23 protein-coding genes, 6 tRNA genes and 2 pseudogenes are annotated in these 25,782 nt (G+C 27.4%); 22 read left to right on the top strand and 9 right to left on the bottom strand.

Annotated features, from left to right (window positions below; genetic code table 11):
• Nucleotides 1–14: 14 nt before the first annotated feature.
• The 16 genes and pseudogenes from BQ2505_RS09060 to BQ2505_RS00930 all read left to right on the top strand — a co-directional run.
• A pseudogene (locus BQ2505_RS09060) lies at nt 15–1,619 on the top strand (hemagglutinin repeat-containing protein); the annotation flags it as partial.
• Nucleotides 1,620–1,736: 117 nt separating this feature from the next.
• The gene (locus BQ2505_RS09055; RefSeq protein WP_392389517.1) at nt 1,737–3,944 is read left to right on the top strand and encodes a hemagglutinin repeat-containing protein; all 2,208 of its coding nucleotides are present in this window, start codon (nt 1,737–1,739) and stop codon (nt 3,942–3,944) included.
• On the top strand, nt 3,945–4,469 hold the full coding sequence (locus BQ2505_RS00995) for a hypothetical protein (protein WP_074015960.1): 525 nt from the start codon (nt 3,945–3,947) through the stop codon (nt 4,467–4,469).
• A 60-nt stretch (nt 4,470–4,529) separates the two neighbouring features.
• The gene (locus BQ2505_RS08785) at nt 4,530–5,006 is read left to right on the top strand and encodes a hypothetical protein (RefSeq protein WP_074015959.1); all 477 of its coding nucleotides are present in this window, start codon (nt 4,530–4,532) and stop codon (nt 5,004–5,006) included.
• On the top strand, nt 5,006–5,530 hold the full coding sequence (locus BQ2505_RS00985; protein ID WP_074015958.1) for a hypothetical protein: 525 nt from the start codon (nt 5,006–5,008) through the stop codon (nt 5,528–5,530). Before BQ2505_RS08785 ends, BQ2505_RS00985 begins: the two co-directional genes overlap by 1 nt.
• Before the next feature lie 51 nt (nt 5,531–5,581).
• Nucleotides 5,582–5,653, top strand: a pseudogene (locus BQ2505_RS09050) (hypothetical protein); the annotation flags it as partial.
• A 99-nt stretch (nt 5,654–5,752) separates the two neighbouring features.
• A complete protein-coding gene (locus tag BQ2505_RS00975; protein ID WP_074015957.1) occupies nt 5,753–6,424 on the top strand; it encodes a hypothetical protein in 672 nt (223 codons plus the stop codon).
• 572 nt (nt 6,425–6,996) lie between these two features.
• Complete coding sequence (putP, locus tag BQ2505_RS00970; RefSeq protein WP_074015956.1) at nt 6,997–8,418, top strand: sodium/proline symporter PutP; 1,422 nt, start codon at nt 6,997–6,999, stop codon at nt 8,416–8,418.
• Between the two features lie 69 nt (nt 8,419–8,487).
• A complete protein-coding gene (locus tag BQ2505_RS00965) occupies nt 8,488–9,165 on the top strand; it encodes an FAD-dependent oxidoreductase (RefSeq protein ID WP_074015955.1) in 678 nt (225 codons plus the stop codon).
• A 245-nt stretch (nt 9,166–9,410) separates the two neighbouring features.
• Nucleotides 9,411–10,697, top strand: coding sequence for a GTPase ObgE (obgE, locus tag BQ2505_RS00960; protein ID WP_074015954.1), 1,287 nt, complete (start codon nt 9,411–9,413; stop codon nt 10,695–10,697).
• On the top strand, nt 10,681–11,592 hold the full coding sequence (gene miaA / locus BQ2505_RS00955; protein WP_083232298.1) for a tRNA (adenosine(37)-N6)-dimethylallyltransferase MiaA: 912 nt from the start codon (nt 10,681–10,683) through the stop codon (nt 11,590–11,592). The genes obgE and miaA overlap by 17 nt, the downstream gene beginning before the upstream one ends.
• A gap of 47 nt (nt 11,593–11,639) precedes the next feature.
• A complete protein-coding gene (locus BQ2505_RS00950; protein WP_074015953.1) occupies nt 11,640–12,029 on the top strand; it encodes a hypothetical protein in 390 nt (129 codons plus the stop codon).
• 7 nt (nt 12,030–12,036) lie between these two features.
• Complete coding sequence (locus tag BQ2505_RS00945) at nt 12,037–12,435, top strand: ATP-binding protein (protein ID WP_074015952.1); 399 nt, start codon at nt 12,037–12,039, stop codon at nt 12,433–12,435.
• A gap of 1 nt (nt 12,436) precedes the next feature.
• Nucleotides 12,437–12,784: an STAS domain-containing protein gene (locus BQ2505_RS00940; protein WP_074015951.1), complete on the top strand. Its 348-nt coding sequence runs from the start codon at nt 12,437–12,439 to the stop codon at nt 12,782–12,784.
• A 21-nt stretch (nt 12,785–12,805) separates the two neighbouring features.
• A complete protein-coding gene (gene rny / locus BQ2505_RS00935; protein WP_074015950.1) occupies nt 12,806–14,371 on the top strand; it encodes a ribonuclease Y in 1,566 nt (521 codons plus the stop codon).
• Between the two features lie 418 nt (nt 14,372–14,789).
• A complete protein-coding gene (locus tag BQ2505_RS00930) occupies nt 14,790–16,076 on the top strand; it encodes an ISL3 family transposase (protein WP_083232296.1) in 1,287 nt (428 codons plus the stop codon).
• 88 nt (nt 16,077–16,164) lie between these two features.
• Here BQ2505_RS00930 and mnmA read toward each other — a convergent pair whose 3' ends face one another.
• The 9 genes from mnmA to BQ2505_RS00885 form a co-directional block, all read right to left on the bottom strand.
• A complete protein-coding gene (mnmA, locus tag BQ2505_RS00925) occupies nt 16,165–17,145 on the bottom strand; it encodes a tRNA 2-thiouridine(34) synthase MnmA (protein WP_074015992.1) in 981 nt (326 codons plus the stop codon).
• Nucleotides 17,145–17,852, bottom strand: a complete 708-nt coding sequence (locus BQ2505_RS00920) for a biotin--[acetyl-CoA-carboxylase] ligase (protein ID WP_074015949.1) — start codon at nt 17,850–17,852, stop codon at nt 17,145–17,147. Before BQ2505_RS00920 ends, mnmA begins: the two co-directional genes overlap by 1 nt.
• A 17-nt stretch (nt 17,853–17,869) precedes the next feature.
• Nucleotides 17,870–18,445, bottom strand: coding sequence for a nitroreductase family protein (locus tag BQ2505_RS00915; RefSeq protein ID WP_074015948.1), 576 nt, complete (start codon nt 18,443–18,445; stop codon nt 17,870–17,872).
• A gap of 70 nt (nt 18,446–18,515) precedes the next feature.
• A tRNA-Gln gene (locus BQ2505_RS00910) sits at nt 18,516–18,590 on the bottom strand.
• Between the two features lie 11 nt (nt 18,591–18,601).
• Nucleotides 18,602–18,685: transfer RNA gene (locus BQ2505_RS00905), tRNA-Leu, on the bottom strand.
• A gap of 22 nt (nt 18,686–18,707) precedes the next feature.
• Nucleotides 18,708–18,783 (bottom strand) — tRNA-Lys (locus BQ2505_RS00900).
• A 4-nt stretch (nt 18,784–18,787) separates the two neighbouring features.
• A tRNA-His gene (locus BQ2505_RS00895) sits at nt 18,788–18,863 on the bottom strand.
• 8 nt (nt 18,864–18,871) lie between these two features.
• A tRNA-Gly gene (locus tag BQ2505_RS00890) sits at nt 18,872–18,947 on the bottom strand.
• Between the two features lie 7 nt (nt 18,948–18,954).
• A tRNA-Pro gene (locus BQ2505_RS00885) sits at nt 18,955–19,031 on the bottom strand.
• A 144-nt stretch (nt 19,032–19,175) separates the two neighbouring features.
• On the opposite strand from BQ2505_RS00885, the gene BQ2505_RS00880 reads away from it, so the two are divergent.
• The 6 genes from BQ2505_RS00880 (at nt 19,176) to BQ2505_RS08870 (ending at nt 25,735) form a co-directional block, all read left to right on the top strand.
• On the top strand, nt 19,176–19,652 hold the full coding sequence (locus BQ2505_RS00880) for a pyridoxamine 5'-phosphate oxidase family protein (protein WP_074015947.1): 477 nt from the start codon (nt 19,176–19,178) through the stop codon (nt 19,650–19,652).
• Between the two features lie 77 nt (nt 19,653–19,729).
• On the top strand, nt 19,730–21,001 hold the full coding sequence (gene murA, locus BQ2505_RS00875; RefSeq protein ID WP_074015946.1) for a UDP-N-acetylglucosamine 1-carboxyvinyltransferase: 1,272 nt from the start codon (nt 19,730–19,732) through the stop codon (nt 20,999–21,001).
• A 7-nt stretch (nt 21,002–21,008) separates the two neighbouring features.
• Nucleotides 21,009–21,713, top strand: coding sequence for a 23S rRNA (guanosine(2251)-2'-O)-methyltransferase RlmB (gene rlmB / locus BQ2505_RS00870; RefSeq protein WP_074015945.1), 705 nt, complete (start codon nt 21,009–21,011; stop codon nt 21,711–21,713).
• Nucleotides 21,714–21,722: 9 nt separating this feature from the next.
• Complete coding sequence (locus BQ2505_RS00865; RefSeq protein ID WP_074015944.1) at nt 21,723–22,328, top strand: sigma-70 family RNA polymerase sigma factor; 606 nt, start codon at nt 21,723–21,725, stop codon at nt 22,326–22,328.
• Nucleotides 22,325–24,901, top strand: a complete 2,577-nt coding sequence (leuS, locus tag BQ2505_RS00860) for a leucine--tRNA ligase (RefSeq protein ID WP_074015943.1) — start codon at nt 22,325–22,327, stop codon at nt 24,899–24,901. The genes BQ2505_RS00865 and leuS overlap by 4 nt, the downstream gene beginning before the upstream one ends.
• Nucleotides 24,902–25,381: 480 nt before the next feature.
• Nucleotides 25,382–25,735: a hypothetical protein gene (locus BQ2505_RS08870; RefSeq protein WP_235817355.1), complete on the top strand. Its 354-nt coding sequence runs from the start codon at nt 25,382–25,384 to the stop codon at nt 25,733–25,735.
• The last annotated feature ends 47 nt before the right edge of the window (nt 25,736–25,782 follow it).

Genomic DNA, 25,782 nt, shown 5'->3' with positions numbered 1-25,782 from the left:
ATCTTAAAAATAGGACCAATAATGTAAATGAAGAAAGAAAAAAACTATTTGATAATGCAATAGCAGCTCAAAAAGATTTGAATTTATCTTTAGGAATAGCGCTATCTAAAGAACAAATAAATAATTTAAAATCAGATATATTATGGTATGTGGAAGAAGTAGTCAATGGAGAAAAAGTCTTAATACCTAAGCTATATTTAAGTGAAAATACTCTAAAATCCATTGTTGAAGAACAAGGTAATATTATTAAAGCTGGTGGAAATTTTGTTGTAAATAATGCCTCTATTGTAGATAATAGTGGAAAAATAATAGCTAAAAATAATGTATTAATAAAATCTAAAAATATTTATCAAAATGCAGCATATTCAGATACAGGAATTTATGGAAATAATGTAGCTTTAATAGCAAAGGAAAATATAGAAAACATTGGTGGAAATATTTTAGCAGAAAATGATATTAATATTTTTAGCGAAAATGGAGATATAAAGAATAGTAAGAAATTATCAATTCACGATAACGATTATCATGATGTTTACACTGATGTTAGAGGTAGTGGAAATATTGTAGGAAATAATATTTCTATTATTGCTAATAATGTAGAGAATACAGGAGCAGATGTAAAAGCTCAGGATAAAATAGAAATAGGTGCAAGAAAAAATCTAGTTATAGGAAATCTTGAAGCTATTGATAAAAAGGTAAGAGATGGTGGAAAAGATTATGTATTAGATGAGAAGAAAACTAATGTAGGAAGTAATTTAAAAGCTAAGGATATAAGTTTGACATCATTAGGCGATATAGGGATAAATGGTTCAAATATAGTTGCAACTAATGAGGCAAGTATACAAGCTAAGGGAGATATCTCAATAGTAGCTGGAAAAGATTCTATTTTACATAAAGAAAGCCATAGTAAGAGTAAAGGTTTTGGTCGTTCAGAATCAAGTACAGATATCAAATATGATGAAAAACTTGTCCCAACACAAATAATAGGAAAGGATGTTAATATTGTAAGTGAGAAAAATACTACAGTAGTAGGAAGTAATCTATTAGCAGAGAATAAATTAAATATAGGAGCTAAAGAAGATATTAATATTATAAGTGGAAAACAAGGCTCATCAGAAGTACATCAAAAAACTAAAACAGGATTTATGAAATTAAGTGGAAGAATGAGTTTAGAAGATAATTTGAAATATAAAAATATATCTTCAAATGTAGAAGCAGGAAAAGAAGTAAATTTAGTATCTGAAAAAAATATAAATATAGTTGCTTCAAATACAGCCTCAAAAGAAGATATTAATATTTTGGCAAAAAAAGATGTAAATATATTGGCTGGAGATAATATTGAAGAAAATTACAAAAAAGAAACAAAATATAGAACATCATTATTTGCAGATTTTAAAGGCTTAAATTTTGAAATAGGAGCAAAAATAAAAGGAAGTCAAACAAAAGAAGGAATACATAAAACAACAGTTGCTTCAAGTAATATTAATGCTGGAAAAGATTTATATATTAAAAGTGAAAATGACACAACTATACAAGCTGGTAATTTTAGTAGTGAAAATATGTTAATTAATGCTGGTCAGCAATTAAATATAGTTGATAAAAAAGATACTTTTAAGAGAAATTATTCTTCAAAAGAAATTGAACTAAAATTAGCACTAGGAGTAAAAACTGAAGGGATAAAAGAAACTTTAAAATCTTCATTAGATGTAGTTAAAAATTCAAAAGAACTTTTAAATATGCCAAAAATAGCGCAAAAACTATTAAGTGGAAAAGATTTAAATGAAGCATTAGCAGGAAATGAAGAGGCAGTAGAAGAGGCAAACTTAATTGCTAATGGACCTAAAAGTGGGAATGCTGAAACAGGGATATATCTAAGTGGAAGTTTCATAAATACAAAAGAAAATTCAAATATAACTAATAGTGTTGGAAGTAAACTAATATCTCAGGATAATCTTACTTTAAAAAGTGGAGATGATATGAACTTAACAATGGTTGATGTTATTTCAAAAAATATCTCTATTAATGCAGGTAAAAATATTAATATCTCTGCTGGAAAGTCTACTGAAGAAAATAGTGAAAGCACAAAGTCATTAAGTGGAAGCTATAACTTATTGACAGATCAATTTAATATAGGAGCAAATATAACAAAAGATAAATCAGAGGCAGAAAGTTATAGAAACAGTAAAATAATAGGAGAAAATATTGATATTAAAGGTAAAGATTTATCTACTAAAGGAGCTAATATTATAGGTAATGATGTAAATATAAATGTAGCAAATTTACATCTTGAAAGTTTACAAGATAAATTAAAATCGAAACATCAAGGGTATAATGCTTCATTTGGAAGTTCATCTTCAGGAATAGGAAAAGAATATTCAGCTGGTTTAGGTATGGAATATGGAAATCGTGATAAATCATGGGTAAATGAACAAAGTTCAATAATTGGAAAGAATAGTGCGAATATTACTGTTGGAGAAAAAACAAATTTAATAGGTTCAGTAATAGGAGGAGGAAATACCATATTAAGAACAGCTGAATTAGAATATTCAGATATTTATGATAAGGATAAAGGATATAACTTTGGTATTAATGGAAGTGCTTCATTTAGTAAAAATGATAAAGCTGAATGGAATATATCAAAGTCTATTGGAGCAAACTATGGAGCAACAGATAGAGAACAAATAAATAGAGCTACAATAGGAGCAGGAACAGTAATAGTTGGTGGAGAAACAGTTAATCCAAATATCAATAGAGATGAAAGTAAGGCTCAAATAGTAACTAAAGATATAAATGTTGGAACAATTGGAATTGAATATAAAGATAATAGGAGAAAATGGAGTGATGTATCAGATATAATGGGAGAATATGGAAAAAGTCTAGGTAGTGATTTAGACAAGATGACTGGTGGAAAGTATGATTTGAAGAATAAACTAGGTCAAGGAGTTTCAAACATTATGTTTGAGATTGAAAAAGTATTAGATCATGATTTAAAAAATGGAATTTTGGGAATAGTACCAACAAAAGAATATACAGGAGGAATTGCGGGTCAATTACAGTCATCTAAGAAACGTTATGTTGATGGAGAACAAGAACTAGTATATGCTGAATTAACAGTAGTAATGGATAAAAATGGAAAGCCATTACTTGATAGAAAAGGAGCATTGTTAGTAGATAGTAAAACTAAAATTGTAGGACCTAATGACAAAATAGATAAAAATTTAAGAATCAAGCCATTGCCTGCGAATGGAGTATTTAATAGTCCAAGTGAGGCAATTGCAGGAGCTGCAGCTGCAACATTTACTCCAGATGAAGATGCAGCATTAAGAAGAGGAGAGACAATAAAGATGTTAGTAATTCGTAATAAGAGTGCAGGAGCGATAATGGATACAACAGAAACATTGGTAACAAAATTAGGAGATTTACTAGGAAATCAAAATTGGGGAGCAAGAAGTATGGAAAATATATATAGAGCACATCCAGAATTACTAGCAAATAATAATTGGCATAGTCAATCTTCAATAAATGGAACAGCAACATTTTTACATATGGGAAAAGATCCAGAAGGAAGATCTCTACTAGCCAATAATGTAGAAAAATTAGGTTTAAAAGGAATGGCAATAACAAAGATAGGTTATACAAAATTAGGAAATTTACTACATGGGTTAAATTCAAATATAGACCTATTCTATATGAGAAATCAAAAAGAACCAGTATCATTTTTTGCAGCATGGGGGATGCCAGCTAATACAAACGAAACAGGACATGATAATAACAGATATAATATCAGTCACTTCAATTACGATGAAAAAACAGGTATATATGAAACAAATGATGTACCAATACATAATTATCAAATGAGGATGATGGATGGAAAAGATCAAAGAAGTATAATAGAAAGAACGAGAGATAAAAGAACTCAAGAAAAAGTAATGGAAGGTAAATAAATGAAAAAAAAATTATTAATAATTTTATTATTTATATTAACAGGATGTACAGTAATACAATATTCTTATTATCCTAAACCATTAAATAATATAAATGCAGATTATAAAGAATATGTATATATTAGTACCTATTTAGAAAAATCTCTTGATGAAAAATCATTGATTAAACATATATCAGTTTACGATAAAAAAAATAGTGGAATGAATAAACATTATGTAAAAATACTGTCTCCAACTGTAAAAGTTATATATAATAATAAAGAGTATATTGTAAATGTAGATAGAAAATATAGGTATACAATTAGTTTATTAGAACAAAATATTAAGATAAATAATGATTTTACTATGTATATAGGAAAAGTTGAACTAGATAATGGAAAAATAATAGATATTCCGCCATTAAAATTTGAAAAAAATATAAAAATAGAAAAATATAGTGGATTAGATGATGCTTTTAGTAAAGGTATTCCAAGAAAAGAAATATTTAGTGGAACAGTTGAAGATTATAAGAAACAAAAGAAATAATTAATTTTTTATAGGTAGTCTAAGAGTTTTCTTAGGCTACTTGTTAAAGAATTAAATACGATGAATTGGCATAGCCAAGGCTCAATATATGGAGCAGCAGCAATGATACATTTCTTAGATACAGATGAAGGAAAAGAAATAGCCAAAAAAAATCTAGGAGTTATAGGTATAAAAGGAATAGCAATAACAGCACTAGGTTATGGAAAATTAGATAAAAGGATGAAAGGACTAGATACAGGAGCACAATTATATTATATGAGAAACATAGGAGACTGGGTATCATCCATAGCAGCTCAAGGAATGCAAATAAATACAGATGGTCATAAACATGATAATATTGGATATAATGATGAGCATTATAGATGGGATGAAAGTTTGGGTATATATGAAAGAAAAACAATAAAGGGTAAAGAAGAAAAGATAGCAGTACCAAATTATAATTATAAAATAGGTGAAATGGATGGAAAAGATATGAGAAGTATAATAGAAAGATGGGAAGATAAAAGAGTTCAAGAAAGAAGGTATGGAGGTAAATAATGAAAAAAATATTTATAAGCTTAGTGTCTTTATTAGTTTTTACATCATGTATATTACATGTGTATAGTTATTATCCAATTAGTAGTTATGGAATTGATAAACTTTCTATATCAGCAGAATTGATAAATCATGAAGATGAAAATTCCCCAATTAAATATATAGGGGTATCAGATGTTAGAAGTAATGTTAATACTCCTCATGATGTTAAAATATTATCTTCAACTATAAAAATAATTGATAATAAAAATAAAGAATACATATTAAAAAATAATCCTGATGATGATGGAAATATATTCTTATATAAGCAAGGAGTAGTAATAACAGATGATTTTAAAGCATATATAGGAAAAGTCCAATTAGATGATGGAACAATAATAGATATACCTCCCCTTTCATTTAAAAAAAATGTCTATGTAGAAAAATATAGTGTAATTTTGGATACAATAAATGCAGGAGCACGAACAAAAATATTATTTAATGGAACAATAGAAGAATATAAAGAATACAAGAATCTAAAGAAATAATTAATTTTTTATATGTATCCTAAAAGATTTTCTTAGGATACTTATTAAGATATTAAAGTTAAAGGACAAGATTTTTCTATAAAAGGTGGAAATATTATAGGCAATGATGTAAATATAAATGTAGCAAATTTACATCTTGAAAGTTTACAAGATGAAGAGAAATCAAGACATAATGGTTTCAATGTTTCAATTGGAAATTCATCAATAGAGGAGCTGATAAAAATGATAAAAAATAGTTTTAAACTTATAATTTCGATTATTTTAGTTATAACTACTAGTGCTTGTTCTAGTAATAGCAATAGTTTTTGGGGATTTAAACCACATTTTTTAACTGGAACCTATATAGATGCTTATGCAATAATAGAGGATGGTAAGATAAATAGAATGGGAATACCTAAAGAAGATATAGATAAAATGAATGATATAATAAATAATAAATATGAAATTCGATTTATAGACGATGAGCAAATATTTGCTCTTAAAGGAGGTGGTGAAAATTATAAAATAAAATTTTATAATGACTTTAAAATGACAGTAAATGGAAAAGAATACATAATGCCTAAAGAAAAAATAAGAGAATATTCTGATAATAATTATTTCTATGATTTACCAATAGAAATAACAAATACAGAGTATAATGAATATATATTAGATATAGGAGAAATAGAAATTATTGATACAGATGGAAAAATAATAAGACCAAGAACTAAAATACCACCAATATTATTTAAAAAAACTATTTTTAGAAGATTTGTAAATGATATAACTGGAAGTGATTATGATGTATATTATAGAGGTTGGGCAGAAGATTATCCAAAAGATCCAAGTACTTTGAAAAAAATGTATAATAATCTTGAAAAAAAATTTGGTAATTTAAAAATTATAAAAAAATAAATAATTTAATTTTTTATAGGTAGCCTAAGAAGTTTTCTTTGGCTACTATAGTGGTATAATAGAATTGTAACACAAGAGTCTAATAAGATAAATTATTTGATGGAAAAAGTGCAGAAGAAGTTTATAATGAAGAATTTACTAAAAAATTTTATTAGTGTGACACTTACTATTGCAATTTAGCAATTCAGAAATTTTAATACTGTTGACTTTTTTGAAATAATAGTTTATACTTATAAAGTAAATAAAAAAATTAAAAGGAGATTAAGAATTATGTACAAGCAGTTAGAATTTATTAATTACAATGCAACTATACTAAACCCCATAGTTCCCTAGTAGGGATTTGTATTTAGTTTATTCTAACCTAGATGCAAGTCCAATTTATGCTTTTTAAAATTTTGGACTGTGTCTATGGGAAATAATTTTTAATTTATTATTATAATTTATTGACCATTAAGACTTTTATCTTAATGGTTTTTTTTTGAGAATTTTCATAAAGTCCAAAATATATAGGTCAGAATTAAATGGGGAATAATATTTATGAAAATTTTGAGAAGATATGGAGGAATTTTAGAATGGCAAGTTATGAAATTTTTATTACATTTGGAATTTATTTGGTATTTTTAATGTTGATTGGAATTTATTTTTATTCTAAAACAACAACTCATGAATCATATGTTTTAGGAGATAGAGGAGTTGGTTATTGGGTAACTGCTTTATCTGCTCAAGCTAGTGATATGAGTGGATGGTTACTTTTAGGATTACCTGGAGCCGTATATTTAAGTGGGCTAACTGAAATATGGGTAGTCATTGGTTTAGCATTGGGAACTTATTTGAACTGGAAATTTGTTGCACCAGCTCTTAGAATACAAACTGAAAAATATAACTCTTTGACTATACCTTCATTTATTTCTCAAAAATTAAATGACAATAAAGGATATATAAGAACATTTTCAGCAATAGTAATTTTATTTTTCTTTACTATATATTCAGCTTCTGGTCTTGTTGCAAGTGGTAAATTATTTGATTCTTTACTTGGAATAGATTATAAATGGGGAGTGTTAATTGGTGGTGGAACAATAATTGTTTATACTTTTCTTGGAGGATATCTTGCTTGTTGTTGGACAGACTTTTTCCAAGGTTGTTTGATGTTTTTTGCTATACTAGTAGTTCCAGTTGTTGCTTATTTTAATGGTGGAGGAATAGATGGGATAAGTGCCGCTATGGATGCAAAAGATATTTCTTTAAATGTTTTTAAATATGCTAAAGCTTTGAGCTTGCCAGTTATAATTTCAGGATTAGGATGGGGGCTTGGATATTTTGGACAACCACATATAATAGTTAGATTTATGAGTATAGATAGTGCAGACGAACTATGGAAATCAAGACTTATAGCTATGATATGGGTTATAATTTCTTTAGTTGGAGCAATTGCGGTTGGAGTTACAGGAATTGGAGTTTTTACAGATGTAGCAGAAATTAGTGGAGATGCAGAAAAAATATTTATATTTTTAATACATAAATTATTTAATCCTTGGATGGCAGGAATATTGTTTGCTGCAATATTATCTGCAATAATGTCAACAATTTCATCACAATTATTGGTATCTTCAAATACATTAACAGAAGATTTCTATAAACATATTATAAAAAGAGAAAAAACTCATACTGAAATGATATGGGTTGGAAGAATTTGTGTTGTTGTAATATTTTTAATAGCAGGAGTTCTTGCAATGAATCCTAGTTCAAAAGTTTTAGAATTAGTTTCTTATGCTTGGGCAGGTTTTGGAGGTGTATTTTCTCCAGTGATTTTATTTACTTTATATAAAAAGGAACTGCATTGGAAGACTGTTTTAGTTTCTATGATAATAGCAACAATTACTGTTATTGTTTGGAAACAATCAGGGCTTGGGAATATAATTTATGAAATAGTTCCATCTTTTCTAATAAATTGCATAAGTATATATGTATTAGAAAAATTTAAAATTTTTAGATAATTTTTATTTTGTATTCAATAAGAATTGTGATACAATAAAAAAATCAAAAATTTTAAGGCAAGGTGAAGCATGAAAAAAGAGTACAACTTAAAACTAATTGAAAGAAAAGTGGTTGCAGAAAATACAATAGAAATGATTTTTTCAAAACCAGAAGATTATGATTTTAAAATAGGGCAATACACATTTTTAGATGTTAGTGATAAAGAAAAAAATATTATTGTAACAACAAGAGCATTGTCAATAGCTTCTCATCCAGATGAAGATATTTTAAGATTTGTTATGAGAACAAGTGATAGTGATTTTAAAACTAGATGTTTGGCAATGGAAAAAGGAGACCCAGCTTCAGTAACAAAGGCTACTGGAAGTTTCGGATTTAGATTTTCAGAAAAAGAAATAGTATTTTTGATTTCTGGAATAGGAATAGCTCCAATAATTCCAATGCTTATGGAATTAGAAAAAATAAAATATGAAGGAAAAGTTAGTTTGTTCTATTCAAATAGAACTTTAGAAAAGACTACTTACCATGAGTGGTTAGGAAAATTTGATATCAAAAATTATAAGTATAATCCAGTGTTTACTGGAATTCAACCAAGAATAAATTTTGATTTATTAAAAGAAAAATTAGATGATGTTAATCAAGCATATTATTATATAATAGGAACTGGAGAATTTATAAAAACTATGAAGAATCTTCTAGTTGAAAATAATATTGATAAAAAACATTACTTAGTTGATAATTTTGGATAAGATAAATAAAATCTCTGACGTCCGTATTAGTTCGAAGAGCCCGTGTTCATTGAGCTCGTAGAACTCATACGGCTGTCAAGAGACTTTTTTATTATACTTTCCCATAGGCTAAAAAGGTGTATCAAAATTTTAAAAATAAAGTTTCGATACACTTTTTTATTTTTTATTTAGAAGTTTGTAAAAAATTTGGTATAATACATCTGATAATAAAGAGAATTTAAAAAAGATTTAAAGAGGAGCAAAAGATGTTTATAGATGAAGTTATAATAACAGTTAAAGCTGGGAATGGTGGAGATGGTTCTGCTGCTTTCAGAAGAGAAAAATTTGTGCAATTTGGAGGACCAGATGGTGGTGATGGTGGAAAAGGTGGAGATGTAATATTTGTTGCTGATTCTAATATCAATACTCTTATAGATTTTAAGTTTAAAAAGTTATTTAAAGCTCAAAACGGAGAAAATGGTCAAAAAAAACAAATGTATGGAAAAAAAGGAGAAGACTTAATTATTAAAGTTCCAGTTGGAACTCAAGTAAGAGATTTTACAACTGGTAAATTAATACTTGATATGAATGAAAATGGAGAACAAAGAATTTTACTAAAAGGTGGAAAAGGTGGATATGGAAATATTCATTTTAAAAACTCTGTTAGAAAAGCTCCAAAAATTGCTGAAAAAGGTGGAGAAGGAGCTGAAATAAAAGTAAAATTAGAATTAAAACTTTTAGCAGATGTTGCTCTTGTTGGATATCCATCAGTTGGAAAATCAAGTTTTATAAACAAGGTTTCAGCAGCAAATTCAAAAGTTGGAAATTATCACTTTACAACATTAGAACCTAAATTAGGTGTAGTTAGATTAGAGGAAGAAAAATCTTTTGTAATAGCTGATATACCAGGATTAATTGAAGGGGCACATGAAGGAGTTGGATTAGGAGATAAATTCTTAAGACATATAGAAAGATGTAAAATGATTTATCATATTGTTGATGTTGCTGAAATTGAAGGTAGAGATTGTATCGAAGATTTTGAAAAAATAAATTTTGAATTAAAGAAATTTAGTGAAAAATTAGCAAATAAAAGACAAATAGTTTTAGCTAATAAAATGGATTTATTATGGGATATGGAAAAATATAATAAATTTAAAGATTATTTAGCAGAAAAAGGAATTGAAATATATCCGATGTCTGTAATATTAAATGATGGTCTAAAAGAAATATTATATAAAACTTATGACATGTTGAATCATATAGAAAGAGAACCTTTAGAAGAAGAAGTAGATATTAAAAAGTTATTGAAAGAATTAAGAGTTGTAAAAGAAGATTTTGAACTAACTAGAGATGAAGATGATGCTATTGTTGTTGGTGGAAGAATAGTAGATGATGTTTTAGCAAAATATGTTATAGGAATGGACGATGAATCATTGGTAACATTCTTGCACATGATGAGAAATTTAGGAATGGAGGAGGCTCTACAAGATTTTGGAGTTCAAGATGGAGATACTGTAAAGATTGCTGATGTAGAGTTTGAATACTTTGAATAAAGCAATAGTCATAGCTGGACCAACTGGAGTAGGGAAAACAGATATTTCGATAAGTTTAGCAAAAAAAATAAAGGCTGAAATAATATCGGCTGATTCTGCTCAAGTTTATAAAGGGCTTGATATAGGGACTGCTAAAATAAAAACAGAAGAGATGCAAGAAATAAAACATCATTTAATAGATATATTGGAACCAATAAATAAATATAGTGTTGGAGATTTTGAAAAAAATGTTAATAATATTTTAAACAATAATTCAGAAAAGAATTTTTTGTTAGTTGGAGGGACAGGTCTATATTTAAATTCAGTTACAAATGGTTTATCTAGTTTACCATCAGCTGATAAAAAGATTAGGGAGTATTTAGCAAACATTGATAATAAAACTTTGCTAGAAATGGCATTAAAATATGATGAAGAAGCAACAAAAGAAATACACCCAAATAATAGAATAAGACTTGAAAGAGTTATAGAAGTATTTTTGATAACTGGAGAAAAATTTTCAGTTTTATCAAAAAAAAATATAAAAAATAATAATTTTTCTTTTTTGAAAATTGCTTTGGAGAGAGATAGAGCTTATCTTTATGAAAGAATCAATAAGAGAGTTGATATCATGATAGAAAATGGACTTGTCCAAGAAGTAGAAAAATTATATTTAAAAAATAGAGATAATTTAAAAAAATTAAATATAATAGGATATTCTGAACTTATAGATTATTTTGATGGTATTATTAGTTTAGATAAAGCAATAGATGAAATTAAAAAAAATTCAAGACATTATGCTAAAAGACAATTTACTTGGTTTAAAGGAGATAAAGATTATATTTGGTTTAATCTTGACTCTGAAACAGAAGAAAAAATTGTAGAAAAAATAGACACAATGTTTAATAAAATGGCTTGATTAAATATGTTTTATGTGTTATCATACTATATGGTAAAGGAGCAATTATGAAGAAAATTTTACTAATTATTACAGTAGTTTTTTTGTTAATATCTTGTTCTAATGCTTATATTCAAAAAGATTTTACTCAATATGAAAAAAAACAATTATCTATATTAAGTAACGATATAAAAAATAATTTGTTGAAAAATAATATTAAGTTTATTGAGGAAAATATAAAGGATAGTTATAAAAACAGATATATCATAGATAATTTGTATAAAATAGATTTTACTGGTATCAATGTTTTTATATCTGAACCATCTTATGTTAATGTGTATCCAACATCATTATTGGCTCTTAATTTGAATGAAGATACATATTATTTTGAATTAAATTTTATTTATGATAATAAAATAAAAAAATGGTTAATTTTTGATTTAAAGGAGAAGAAGTGAGCTTATTATGAAAAGTATGAATAAAATAAAATTATTTGTGCCATCTTATTTGAGCAACCTCTCTTTAGTTAGAGCCATGACAAGAGTTTATCTTAGAGAACATAATGTAGTTGGAGCTGATGAAATTCAATTACTTTCAGTAGTGGACGAGTTGGCAACAAATGCTATAGAGCATGCTTATGATTATGGTCAAGGTGAGATAAAAATTGTTTTAGATATTTATAATAATACTGTCTTTTTAACTGTTGAAGATTACGGAAGAGGTTATACAGAAAATACAGAAAGTAAAGAAGACGGTGGGTATGGATTGTTTATTGCTAGAAAATTAGTAGATGTTTTAAAAATTGAAAAAAAGACAAGAGGAACTATTTTTAAGGTAGAAAAGAAACTTAAGGAGGCAGTATAGAATGGAAAATAATTTTGAAATCTTAGAAAGAGTAAAAGAAGATGTGCAAATAATTGAAATTAACGGAGAACTTGATGCTTTTGTTGCCCCTAAACTAAAAGAAATTCTTAGTAAATTTATTGAAAAAGATGTAGTTAAATATATTGTTGATTTTCAAGGATTAATTCATATTAATAGTCTAGCTATGGGAATTTTAAGAGGAAAATTACAAACAGTTAGAGAAATGGGTGGAGATATTAAGATAATAAATCTTAATAAGCATATCCAAACTATTTTTGAGACTATAGGACTAGACGAAATATTTGAAATTTATAAGACAGAAGATGAGGCAATCAAAAGTTTCAAATAAAATTAGTCAGAAAGGAAATGTATGCACTTATTGATTATCATTGGAGCAGTTTTAATAGCCTTAGCTATTGTATTTTCAATCTTTTTTAAAAAATCAGTTATTGACAAACAAATCGAAAAGTTAATGAACTTAGAAGATGAAGTTGAAAAAGCAAAAATAAAGGCTAAAGAAATTTTAGAAGAAGCCGAAAAAAATGCTGTTTCTAAAGCCAAAGAAATAGAGTTAAAAGCTAAAGAAAAAGCATATCAAATTAAAGAAGAAGTTGAAAAAGAAGCAAGAAATATTAAAAATGAAATTGCTCAAAAAGAAGCAAGAATTATTAAAAAAGAAGAAATACTAGATGGAAAAATTGAAAAAATAGAAATTAAAAGTCTAGAATTAGAAAAAATTAACGATGAACTTGAAGAAAAAAGAAAAGAAATTGAAGAGTTAAAACAAAAAGAAGAAGAAGAACTATCTAAAATTAGTGGTTTAAGCAAACAAGAAGCTAAAGAGATTTTATTAAATAAACTAAGAGATGAAATGACTCATGAAATGGCATTAACTATTAGAGAATTTGAAAATAAAATCGATGAAGAAAAAGAAAAAATTAGTCAAAAGATTTTAGCAACTGCTATTGGAAAAGCAGCTGCAGACTATGTAGCTGATGCAACTGTATCAGTTATAAACTTACCTAACGACGAAATGAAAGGTAGAATAATAGGAAGAGAAGGAAGAAATATCAGAGCTATTGAAGCATTAACTGGGGTTGATGTAATAATAGATGATACTCCGGAAGCTGTTGTTCTTTCATGTTTCGATGGAGTTAAGAGAGAAATTGCAAGAATGACAATAGAAAAATTGATTACTGATGGAAGAATACATCCAGGAAAGATTGAAGAAATTGTAAATAAATGTAAAAAAGAAATTGAAAAAGAAATCATTGCAGCTGGAGAAGAAGCTCTTATCGAGTTATCAATTCCATCTATGCATCCTGAAATTATAAAAACTTTAGGAAGATTAAAATATAGAACAAGTTATGGTCAAAACGTGTTGACACACTCTATTGAGGTTGCTAAAATAGCTTCAACATTAGCAGCTGAAATTGGAGTAGATGTTGCCCTTGCTAAGAGAGCTGGACTTTTACATGATATTGGAAAAGTTTTAGTAAATGAAATTGAAACATCTCATGCTATTGTCGGAGGAGAATTTATTAAGAAATTTGGAGAAAAACCAGATGTAGTAAATGCGGTTATGGCTCACCACAATGAAGTAGAGTTTGAAACAATAGAAGCTATACTTGTTCAAGCAGCAGATGCTGTATCAGCATCAAGACCTGGAGCAAGAAGAGAAACATTGACAGCTTATATTAAGAGATTAGAAAATCTTGAAGAAATTGCTAACTCATTTGATGGAGTTGAATCTTCATTTGCAATTCAAGCAGGAAGAGAACTTAGAATAGTTATTAATCCTGATAAGATAAGTGATGATGAAGCAACATTAATGTCGAGAGAGGTAGCTAAAAAAATTGAAGATACTATGCAGTATCCAGGACAAATAAAAGTAACAATTCTGAGAGAAACAAGAGCAGTAGAATATGCAAAATAAAAAGAGGGGAAACCCTCTTTTCTTATTGTATAGGAAAGTATAAAATTAAATAACCAAAATTAGTCTCTTGACAGCCGTATGAGTTCTACGAGCTCAATAAACACAGGCTCTTCAAACTAATACGGACGTCAGAGACTTTATTTGTTGCATAGGAAAATATAAATTAAAAAATCAAAAAAATCCTTAAAGCATACTAGGCTATTTCTCCACCTCCAACAACAAAGTTATCGTAGAAAAATACGACATGTTGCCCTTTAGCATTATGAGCATTCTTGTTATTATATTTAAAAAATAAGGTTGTATACTAAATGGTGTTGATAGAAAAAATTTCTATTAATGCCATTTTTTAATAAAAAAAAAATTGAGACAATGAAATTTTCCTGTTAAAATTAAATCGCTCAAAATAACCATAAAGGAAGTGATTTCATTGTCTCCATCTGATTTTATCAAAAATATCTTAAATATTCAAGATAATAATATTTCTTTTCCAGAAGAAAACTATTTTCAAATTATTAAAAAAAACGATTTCTTTATTAAAGTTTTTAAAGGATTTCTTAAATCTAATCACTGTGCTTGTCCACATTGTAACTCTAAAAATATTGTTAAAAATGGTTCAAGAATTCGTAAAGTTAGGTATATTCCTTACCAGAATTACAATATTGAACTTGAGCTTACTATACAAAGGTATATTTGTAAGGATTGTAAAAAAACTTTTTCACCTTCCACTAATGTTGTTAGTAATAATTCTAGTATATCTAATAATCTTAAATATACTATCGCGCTTGAACTTCAAAAAAATATTTCTCTTACATCTATTGCTAAGAGATATAATATTTCCGTCTCTTCTGTGCAAAGAATTATGGATACCTGCTATTCTAATTTTAAAGTTAATAGAGAACATTTACCAGAAACTATTTGTATTGATGAATTTAAATCTGTTAAAAATATTGATGGCGCTATGTCTTTTGTTTTTGCTGACTTTCAAAGTAAGAGCATTATCGATATAGTGGAAGATAGAAGACTTCCTTCTCTTACAGAATATTTTTCTAGATTTTCTTTAAAATCTAAAAATAATGTGAAATATATTTGTATGGATATGTATGCTCCATATATTAGCTTAGTTAAATCTATCTTTCCTAATGGAGAAATAGTTTTAGATAAATTTCATATTGTTAACCTTATTAACAGAGCATTTAATCAAACTAGAATATATATTATGAACTCTATTCAAGATCCTTCTTTAAAAAGAAAATTAAAGAGATTTTGGAAGTTATTATTAAAATATTACCCTGACCTTTGCGAAATAAAATACTACTGTCAAAGTTTTAAGTACAAATTAAGTAGTAAAGATAAAGTAGATTATATTCTTGATAAAATACCTGAATTAGAAATTAATTTTAATATATATCAAGATATTATCCAAGCAATTAAACATAATAATTTTAAAAAATTTGAAGGAATAGTAGAAAAATATCTTGGAAGTAAAGAAAAAATTTCTGAGAAAATGAGAGTTGCTTTAAAAACTCTTAAAAAATATATGGAATATATTAAAAATATGTTTGAAACTAATATTACTAATGGAGTAATAGAAGGTTTAAATAATAAAATTAAATCAATAAAAAGAACTGCATTTGGATATTCAAAATTTAGCAATTTTAAAAAGCGTATATTAATTCAAGAAGGAATTGTTTCAATTAATGCCTAATTTTTTTATGCAATAATGAATTTTAGTAACAATAAAAAAAGAGAATTTTCAAGTTTTTATTCTCAAAAATTCTCTTAATTATGCTAAGTCATAGTCTAAACTTTTTCATCAACACTATTTGACAAATAGCCAAAAATAATTTATCATTTTCAAATAATAATTTTCCATAAAAACCAGAGCTAGAAAATCTAGGTCTAGCTAATAATTCTAAATCTTCTAATTTTTTATAATCAACTGATAATTTAAAATTTTTAATTTCAATGGTGTCGGTAAAAAGTTCATCAAATTCTCCCAAAACAATTTCGTTCGTTTTAGGCTTAATTTCTGTTATAAAAATAGGTCTAGAGAGATTTATCCCTAGTCCTCTTCTTTGACCGATGGTATAAAGTTGATAGCCTTCGTGTTGTCCAAGTATATTACCGTTTTTATCGATATAATTTCCTACTTTTATTTCATTTTTTAAATTATCTTGTAGAAATTTTTTATATCCTTCTTTAGCAAAACAAACTCCTTGACTGTCTTTTTTATCAAAAACTTCAAGTCCAATATTGAGAGCTATTTTTCTTATCTCTTGTTTTGAATAATCTTTTAATGGAAAAATTAATCTTTTTAATTTTTCAGAGCTCAGTCTATATAACATATAAGACTGGTCTTTTATTATTGAATGGACAGATTTTAGTAGATACTCAGAGAATTTTTCTGAGTATTCAACAGAACTATAATGGCCTGTTGCAATAAAATCTGCCTTATATTTTTCAGCAATATCGAATAAGATTTTAAACTTAATTTCATCATCACAAATAACACAAGGAGATGGAGTAATACCAGCTTTATAACCATCTAAAAAATATTTTATTACAATATTTTCAAAGTTTTCTCTAATATTTACAACTTCATGAATAATACCTAGTTTATTGCATACGTTTTTAGCATCTTCAATATCCTTTGAAAATTCTTCTAAGTGCTGATTTAATGTTACTCCTATTACTTCATACCCTTCTTTTTTTAGTAGATATGCAGCAACAGAAGAATCAACACCTCCACTCATACCGATTACTACTTTTTTAATCATATTAAAAAATCCTTTTCTATTCTTATTTCGCCAACATTAAATAGTTTTAAATCTCCCTCAATTAGAATTTCCAATCTTCCATCTTCAGCAATATTTTTGGCTATTCCAGAAAAAATTTTTCCTCTAACATCAACCTTTATTTTTTTGTTTTTTAAAAAATTATATTTATTTATTTCATCTAATATTTCAGCCCATTTCCCGTTTTCAAATTTTTCATAATATTTAGCAAATTCTTCTACAACGGTTAATATAATTTTATCAATATCATATTGTTCTCCTAAAGAAGTAGCAATATCCTTGATTTCTTCTGGAATTTTATTGTTTATATTAATACCAATACCTATAATAAATGCTTTATCTATTTTTTCGACTAAGATTCCAGATATTTTTTTATTTTGATAAAATACATCATTGGTCCATTTAAAAGAAAAAACATCTTCCTTAAATTTTCTTAAAGCAGAAAGGGTTGAAATTCCTGCTAACAGAGGTAATTTTGTATATTCCTCAATTTCTTTTTTTTTATTTGGCTTTAATAAAAAACTAAAAAGAGCCATACCTTCTGGAGAAAGCCAAATATTCCCACGTCTACCTCTACCAGTAGTCTGTGTTTTTGCAGATACTATATCATAGTTATTGAAATCATTAATATGTTCTTTCATATAATTATTAGTTGAATCAATTTCATCAAATTTTAAAAATTTCATATTCCCTCCTAGAACCATTATTTATTTAAAAGTATTTGTTCTAAAGTTAATTTGGGTACATAATGTTTTTTGTTTTCAATGTAATATCTTGTATCTTTTGTATTTTTAGCATTTATCAAGATTACATCGTCTTTAGCCTCTCCTAAGACTATAAGAGCTTTAGAATCGTAATTGTTTGGTAATTCTAAAGTTTCTTCTAATTCTTTTTTATTATATGACATTACAACACAAGAAGCATATCCTAAATCATTTGCAATTAAAAGAATATTTTGACTAGCCATCCCTATATCAAAGTATAGCATTGATTCAGAAATGGTAGTATTTTTTTCGATGGCTATTAATATATATGCCTTAGGTCTTTCTTCAAAAATTGGCTTGTCTTCTAATTTTAATAGTCCTCCTAAAGAAATAGATGAGAATAATTTTTTACATTTTTCCTGATCTGTAGTGTATGAATATCTTAGAATTTGAGAATTTTTAGCAGAAGCTGTAAATCTTGCTCCTTCTATTATTTGTAGAATCTCATTACTTTTTATTTCTTTTTCAGAGAATTTTCTATGTGAACGAGTTCTTTTAATATTTTCAATAATCATAAAAGCTCCTTAATAAAAGTAATATATTAAAAAAACTAGAGAAATATCTCTAGTGATTTTAGTTTATATATGGCTGGGGTGGCTGGATTCGAACCAACGCATAACGGAGTCAAAGTCCGTTGCCTTACCGCTTGGCGACACCCCAATAAAATAAGATGGTGCGGAGAGAGAGACTTGAACTCTCACGTCTAAGACACTAGATCCTAAGTCTAGCGCGTCTGCCAATTCCGCCATCCCCGCAAAAAAGTCTATTATAAAAAAATGGTGCGTCATACAAGATTTGAACTTGTGACAACACGATTAAAAGTCGTGTGCTCTACCAACTGAGCTAATGACGCATAATGGGGTGATTGACGGGACTCGAACCCGCGACAACCAGTGCCACAAACTGGCGCTCTACCAACTGAACTACAATCACCATTATATTGGAGCGGGAAACGAGGTTCGAACTCGCGACATTCAGCTTGGAAGGCTGACGCTCTACCAACTGAGCTATTCCCGCACTTCAATGGTCGGAATAGCAAGATTCGAACTTGCGGCCCCCTGCTCCCAAGGCAGGTGCGCTACCGGACTGCGCTATATTCCGACTTATATTTGATACATTGTCAATTATATCGTGTTTTGTATAGAATGTCAAGTATTTGTTTAAAAAAATAAAAAATTTTTTTTAGCTTGAAAAATAAGGAAAAAATTTATAATATATATATATGATTTTTTTATGGAGGTTTTTATGAGAAGAAAAGATAGGGAAGTAATAGATGAAAATAAAATTGATGAAATAATTAGAATGGCTGATTGTTGTAGGATAGGGTTTTATGACAAAGAAGAAGATGAAGTATATATTGTTCCATTAAATTTTGGATATTCTAATACTAAATTAAAAAAAGTTTTTTATTTTCATGGAGCAAAAGAAGGAAGAAAAATTGATTTAATAAAAAAAATAAACAAAGTATCTTTTGAAATAGATACGAATCATAAGCTTATTGAAGGTGATATTGCTTGTAAATTTTCTGAAAGATTCTCCTCTGTTATGGGAACTGGCCAAATTTCTTTTATAAATGATAATAGTGAAAAAATAATAGCATTAAAGGAAATTATGTTTCAAAACACAGGAAAAAGAGATTGGGAATTTAAAGAAAATATGCTAGAGTCAGTGGCTGTTTTTAAAATAGAAGTTTCAACTATTTCTTGTAAAGTTCATTTATAATAAATTTAAATAAAAATATAAAAATTTAGTTTTTTATGTTATAATTTTAAGATATCAAAAAAGATTAGGAGAGAAAAATGGTTGAAGCATTTAAAATAGTAGGTGGAAAAAAAATAGAAGGAAATTTGGTTGTAGATGGGTCAAAAAACTCAACGCTTCCAATTATGATAGCAACTTTGGTTGAAAAAGGAACTTATGTTTTAAAAAATGTTCCTGATTTAAGGGATATAAGAACTTTAGTTGCACTGTTGGAAAGCTTAGGGCTACAAGTAGAAAAAATAGATAAAAATTCATATAAAATAATAAACAATGGATTAACTAGTGCTGAAGCAAGTTATGAGCTTGTAAAAAAGATGAGAGCTTCATTTTTAGTTATGGGAGGAATGCTTGCAATAGAAAATAAAGGAAAGGTAGCTTTACCAGGAGGTTGTGCTATTGGAGCAAGACCTGTTGATTTACATTTGAAAGGTTTTGAAGCATTGGGAGCTAAAATTAACATAGAACATGGATATGTTGAAGCTAATGCTGAGAATGGTCTTATAGGTTCTAATATAGTTCTTGATTTTCCCAGTGTTGGAGCAACAGAAAATATAATAATGGCAGCTGTAAAAGCTAAAGGAAAAACAATATTAGAAAATGCGGCTAAAGAACCAGAAATAGTTGATTTATGTAATTTCTTAATAAAAATGGGAGCAAAAATAAGTGGTGCTGGAAGAAGTAGAATAGAAATAGAAGGTGTTGAAAAATTAACTGCCTGTGAATATAGTATTATTCCAGATAGAATAGTTGCAGGAACTTATATTATAGCTTCTATATTATTTGATGGAAGTATAACAGTAGAAGGTGTTGTTCCGGAACATATATCTAGTTTCTTATTGAAACTAGAGGAAATGGGAGCTAAATTTAAAATTGAAGGAAATAAATTAGAAGTGTTATCAAAATTAAGTGATTTAAAACCAATTAAGATAACAACAATGCCTCATCCTGGTTTCCCAACAGATTTACAATCTCCAATAATGACACTTATGTCTTTAGTAAAAGGTGTTAGTGAAATAAAAGAAACAATATTTGAAAATAGATTTATGCATGTTCCAGAACTTAATAGAATGGGAGCAAAAATAGAAGTAGATTCTTCAACAGCTAAAATCTATGGAGTAGAAAATTTTTCATCGGCAGAAGTTATGGCAAGTGACTTAAGAGCAGGAGCTTCATTAATATTAGCTGCCTTAAAAGCAAATGGACAAAGTATAGTTAATAGAATTTATCATGTTGATAGAGGTTATGAAAACTTTGAAGAAAAGTTTAGAGCTTTGGGAGCAGATATTGAAAGAATAAAATTAGAGGCTTAGGTGAAAAATGGAAAGAATAATTGGAATTAACCCAGTAACAGAAGCATTATTGAATAAAGAAAAAAATATAGAAAAATTAGAATTATATAACGGAGTAAAGGGAGAACACATACAAAAATTAAAAGATTTAGCTTCTAAGAGAAATATAAAAATATTTTATACAGGAAAAAAGATAGAAAATTCTCAAGGTGTTGCTGTTTATATAAGTAACTTTGAATACTATAAAGAATTTGATGAAGTATATGAGAATATTCTAAAGAAAGATAAGTCTTTAATTTTAATTTTGGATGAAATACAAGACCCTAGAAATTTTGGTGCAATAATAAGAAGTGCAGAAGTTTTTAAAGTAGATTTAATAATAATTCCTGAAAGAAATTCAGTTAGAATTAATGAGACTGTTGTGAAAACTTCAACAGGAGCTATTGAATATGTTGATATAGCTAAGGTTACAAATCTTTCTGATACAATTAATAAGTTAAAAAAGATAGGATATTGGGTTTATGGAGCAGCTGGAGAAGCTAACATTGATTACAATACAGAAAAATATCCAGATAAGGTTGCTTTGGTTTTAGGAAATGAAGGGAATGGAATAAGAAAGAAAGTGAGAGAACACTGTGATAAACTTATAAAAATTCCTATGTATGGAAAAATAAACTCTTTGAATGTATCTGTTGCAACAGGAATATTGCTTTCAAGAATCGTAAATATCTAAAGGAGAAAAATGAATAATTTAAATATTCTTTTAAAAAAAGCTAAGGCTGGAGATTCAGATGCTATAAATGTGATATTGGAGGAATATTCAAAAATTTTATCTTTCAATGCTAATAAGTACTATTTAATCGGAGCAGAGCAAGATGATTTAAAACAGGAAGGTTTATTAGGACTTTTAAAAGCTATAAAATTATATGATGAAAGTAAAAATATTCCTTTTAATAATTTTGCAAATTTATGTGTTAGACGTCAAATGATAACAGCTATAAAAAAAGCTAACAGGCAAAAACATATACTTTTGAATGAATCCCTGAGAGAGTTCGAAGATACTAGTGAAAGTTTAGATAATAATTTGAAACTAGATGAATATGTCTCAAAAGAAAAAAACCCAGAAGAAAATTTCTTTTTAAAAGAAAAAATAAAAGATTTTAAAAAGTTTAGTAATGAAAATTTTAGTAAATTTGAAAAGAAAACTTTAAATTATTTAATAGAAGGTTATTCTTACAGAGAAATAGCAAAGATTTTAGAAAAAGATTTAAAAAGTATAGATAATGCAATTCAAAGAATAAGAAAGAAAAGTGAAACTTGGATAAAATTATATGAGGTGGAGATATGAGAGATTATAACTATAAAGAAATTGAAAAAAAATGGCAAGAAAAATGGGAAAAAGATAATATTTTTAAAACTGAAAATGAAATAGTAGGTAAGGAAAATTATTATGTCCTTTCAATGCTACCATATCCATCAGGTAAATTACATGTTGGACATGCTAGAAACTATACAATAGGAGATGTTATATCAAGATATAAAAGAATGAAAGGATATAATGTATTACAACCTATGGGTTGGGATTCTTTTGGTCTTCCAGCAGAAAATGCAGCTATTCAACATGGTATTCACCCATCAATTTGGACTAAATCAAATATAGAAAATATGAAAAGACAATTAAAACTTATGGGATTTTCTTATGATTGGGAAAGAGAAATAGCAAGTTACACTCCTGAATACTATAAATGGAATCAATGGTTATTTAAAAGAATGTATGAAAAAGGATTAATTTATAAGAAAAAATCTCTAGTAAACTGGTGTCCTGATTGTCAAACAGTTTTAGCAAATGAACAAGTTGAAGATGGAATGTGTTGGCGTCATTCTAAAACTCATGTTATTCAAAAAGAATTAGAACAATGGTTCTTTAAAATAACAAATTATGCTGATGAATTGTTAGAAGGTCATGAAGAAATAAGAGATGGTTGGCCTGAAAAAGTTTTAACTATGCAAAAAAACTGGATAGGAAAATCTTTTGGAACTGAATTAACATTAAAAGTTGTTGAAACAGGAGAAGATTTACCTATATTCACAACAAGAATAGATACTATTTACGGAGTGTCTTATGCAGTTGTTGCACCTGAACATCCAATAGTTGAAAAGATTTTAAAAGTTAATCCTTCAATTAAAGATAAAGTAATAGAAATGAGAAATACAGATATAATTGAAAGAGGAGCAGAAGGTAGAGAAAAAAATGGTATAGACAGTGGTTGGCATATAGAAAATCCTGTTAATAAAGAAATAGTTCCACTATGGATAGCTGATTATGTGCTAATGAATTATGGAACAGGAGCTGTTATGGGAGTTCCTGCTCATGATGAAAGAGACTTTGCTTTTGCAGCTAAATATAGTTTGCCAGTTAAACAAGTTATAACTTCAAAAGAAAATGCAGAAAAAGTTGAACTTCCTTATATAGAAGAAGGAGTAATGATAAATTCTGGAAATTTCAATGGATTATCTACTAAAGATGCTTTAGTAAAAATAGTAGAATTTGTAGAAGAAAAAGGTTATGGACAAAAAACTTTTAAATACAGATTGAAAGATTGGGGAATTTCAAGACAAAGATATTGGGGAACACCTATACCAGTATTATACTGTGAAAAATGTGGAGAAGTTTTAGAAAAAGATGAAAATTTACCTGTATTATTACCAGATGATATAGAATTTTCTGGAAATGGAAATCCTCTAGAAACTTCTAATAAATTTAAGGACGCAATTTGTCCTTGTTGTGGTGGAAAAGCTAGAAGAGACACTGATACTATGGATACATTTGTGGATTCTTCTTGGTATTTCTTGAGATACTGTGATCCTAAAAATGTAAATTTACCATTTGATAAAGAGATAGTAGATAAATGGGTGTCTGTTGATCAATATATAGGTGGAGTAGAACATGCAGTAATGCATTTATTGTATGCTAGATTCTTCCATAAAGTTTTGAGAGATTTAGGTTTATTATCGACAAATGAGCCTTTTAAAAGATTGTTAACTCAAGGAATGGTGTTAGGACCATCTTATTATTCTGAAAAAGAAAATAAATTCTTATATCCTAGTGAAGTTGAATTAAAAGGAGATAGGGCTTACTCTAAATCTGGAGAAGAATTGGTAATAAAAGTTGAAAAGATGTCAAAATCAAAAAATAATGGTGTAGATCCTGAAGAAATGATGGATAAATATGGAGCAGATACTACAAGATTATTTATAATGTTTGCTGCACCACCTGAAAAAGAATTAGAATGGAATGAAAATGGACTTGCCGGAGCTTATAGATTCTTAACAAGAGTTTGGAGATTGGTACTTGAAAATTCTGATTTAATAAAAAATAATAAAAATGAAATAGATTATGAAAATTTATCTAAAGAAGATAAAGCATTGCTTATAAAATTAAATCAAACTATAAAAAAAGTAACAGATGCAATAGAAAATAATTATCACTTTAATACTGCTATTGCAGCAAATATGGAGCTTATAAATGAAGTGCAAACTTATGCAAGTTCTATGTCATCAGAACAAGCAGCTAAAATTTTAGGATTTGTTTTAGAACAAATAATTTTAATGCTTTCTCCGTTTGTACCACACTTCTGTGATGAAATTTGGGAAGAATTAGGAGAAAATACTTATTTATTTAATGAAAAATGGCCTGAATATGATAAGAGATTTTTAGCTTCTGATGAAGTAGTTATCGCTGTTCAAGTAAATGGAAAAATGAGAGGAAGTTTTGAAATAGAAAAGGATAGTGATAAGGCTTTAGTTGAAAAGACTGCATTAGAGTTACCAAATGTTATGAAGCATTTAGAAGGAATGAATGTGGTAAAAGTTATAGTTGTTCCTAATAAAATAGTAAATATTGTTGTAAAACCACAATAAAATTTAAATATTTTTTAAATTTATAATTTTAGTAAATAAAAAGTTTAGACTATGACTTAGTAAAATTAAGAGAATTTTTAAGAATAAAAACTTAAGAATTCTCTTTTTTGTTTATAAGGAGAGTATAAAATTAAATAACCAAAATCAGTCTCTTGACAGCCGTAAGAGTTCTACGAGTTCAATAAACACAGTCTCTTCGAACTAATACGGACATCAGAGACTTTCTTATGAATTATGCCAGAACACTTGCGACTTCAGTCGTGAGAGGTTCAGTACAATAAAGATAGAAGTATTAATAATATAAATTATTTTGATATTTATTATGCTAAAGAGGAAACGAGCCTCTCATATATATATTTAGATTTTGATTTCTACAATTTAGACAAATATTTTGAAACAAAATTTTTAAAAGAAAGTGATATAAAGATTTATACTAATACAGAATATGGTTTTAATTTTTTGGGGAATTATCCAAGTGATATGATAAAGGCTGAGGAAGAAGCTTTAATGTTGAGAACATTGAAAGAGAATATAAAAATAGAACGAAAAGATATTGAAATGTATATTGATTATTTTGAAAGTTTTCCAACAATGACTGAATATTATAGCAATGGAAAAATCATAAAAAAAGATATTTATAAAGTTGAAAGAATAGTGGAGATTTCGGAAAATGCAAATTTACATACTAATGTAAAATTGCAAGGAGTATTAGAAAAAAGGGAATACTATAATAAAGATAATAAAATAGAAAAAATTGAAGAAATAAATAGAGATATTCAGGTTATAAATACTTATTTTGAAGGTTATCTTCCAAGAATAGAGTTTGATAATTGACTTTAACTCAAAAAAGTATTACAATGTAAACAACTAGATGATAAAGA

It is taken from the genome of Fusobacterium massiliense (assembly GCF_900095705.1).
In the GTDB taxonomy this organism is placed as follows: Bacteria; Fusobacteriota; Fusobacteriia; order Fusobacteriales; family Fusobacteriaceae; genus Fusobacterium; species Fusobacterium massiliense.
This window is presented reverse-complemented; position numbering and strand designations above follow the sequence as displayed.

Excerpts from the sequence above, each read along its gene's own strand:
- BQ2505_RS09055 (WP_392389517.1), top strand. The coding sequence starts at position 1,737 with ATGCCAAAAATAGCGCAAAAACTATTAAGTGGAAAAGATTTAAATGAA.
- BQ2505_RS00995 (WP_074015960.1), top strand. The coding sequence starts at position 3,945 with ATGAAAAAAAAATTATTAATAATTTTATTATTTATATTAACAGGATGT.
- BQ2505_RS08785 (WP_074015959.1), top strand. The coding sequence starts at position 4,530 with ATGAATTGGCATAGCCAAGGCTCAATATATGGAGCAGCAGCAATGATA.
- BQ2505_RS00985 (WP_074015958.1), top strand. The coding sequence starts at position 5,006 with ATGAAAAAAATATTTATAAGCTTAGTGTCTTTATTAGTTTTTACATCA.
- BQ2505_RS00975 (WP_074015957.1), top strand. The coding sequence starts at position 5,753 with ATGATAAAAAATAGTTTTAAACTTATAATTTCGATTATTTTAGTTATA.
- putP (WP_074015956.1), top strand. The coding sequence starts at position 6,997 with ATGGCAAGTTATGAAATTTTTATTACATTTGGAATTTATTTGGTATTT.
- BQ2505_RS00965 (WP_074015955.1), top strand. The coding sequence starts at position 8,488 with ATGAAAAAAGAGTACAACTTAAAACTAATTGAAAGAAAAGTGGTTGCA.
- obgE (WP_074015954.1), top strand. The coding sequence starts at position 9,411 with ATGTTTATAGATGAAGTTATAATAACAGTTAAAGCTGGGAATGGTGGA.
- BQ2505_RS00950 (WP_074015953.1), top strand. The coding sequence starts at position 11,640 with ATGAAGAAAATTTTACTAATTATTACAGTAGTTTTTTTGTTAATATCT.
- BQ2505_RS00945 (WP_074015952.1), top strand. The coding sequence starts at position 12,037 with ATGAAAAGTATGAATAAAATAAAATTATTTGTGCCATCTTATTTGAGC.
- BQ2505_RS00940 (WP_074015951.1), top strand. The coding sequence starts at position 12,437 with ATGGAAAATAATTTTGAAATCTTAGAAAGAGTAAAAGAAGATGTGCAA.
- rny (WP_074015950.1), top strand. The coding sequence starts at position 12,806 with ATGCACTTATTGATTATCATTGGAGCAGTTTTAATAGCCTTAGCTATT.
- BQ2505_RS00920 (WP_074015949.1), bottom strand. The coding sequence starts at position 17,852 with ATGAAATTTTTAAAATTTGATGAAATTGATTCAACTAATAATTATATG.
- BQ2505_RS00915 (WP_074015948.1), bottom strand. The coding sequence starts at position 18,445 with ATGATTATTGAAAATATTAAAAGAACTCGTTCACATAGAAAATTCTCT.
- BQ2505_RS00880 (WP_074015947.1), top strand. The coding sequence starts at position 19,176 with ATGAGAAGAAAAGATAGGGAAGTAATAGATGAAAATAAAATTGATGAA.
- murA (WP_074015946.1), top strand. The coding sequence starts at position 19,730 with ATGGTTGAAGCATTTAAAATAGTAGGTGGAAAAAAAATAGAAGGAAAT.
- rlmB (WP_074015945.1), top strand. The coding sequence starts at position 21,009 with ATGGAAAGAATAATTGGAATTAACCCAGTAACAGAAGCATTATTGAAT.
- BQ2505_RS00865 (WP_074015944.1), top strand. The coding sequence starts at position 21,723 with ATGAATAATTTAAATATTCTTTTAAAAAAAGCTAAGGCTGGAGATTCA.
- leuS (WP_074015943.1), top strand. The coding sequence starts at position 22,325 with ATGAGAGATTATAACTATAAAGAAATTGAAAAAAAATGGCAAGAAAAA.
- BQ2505_RS08870 (WP_235817355.1), top strand. The coding sequence starts at position 25,382 with ATGATAAAGGCTGAGGAAGAAGCTTTAATGTTGAGAACATTGAAAGAG.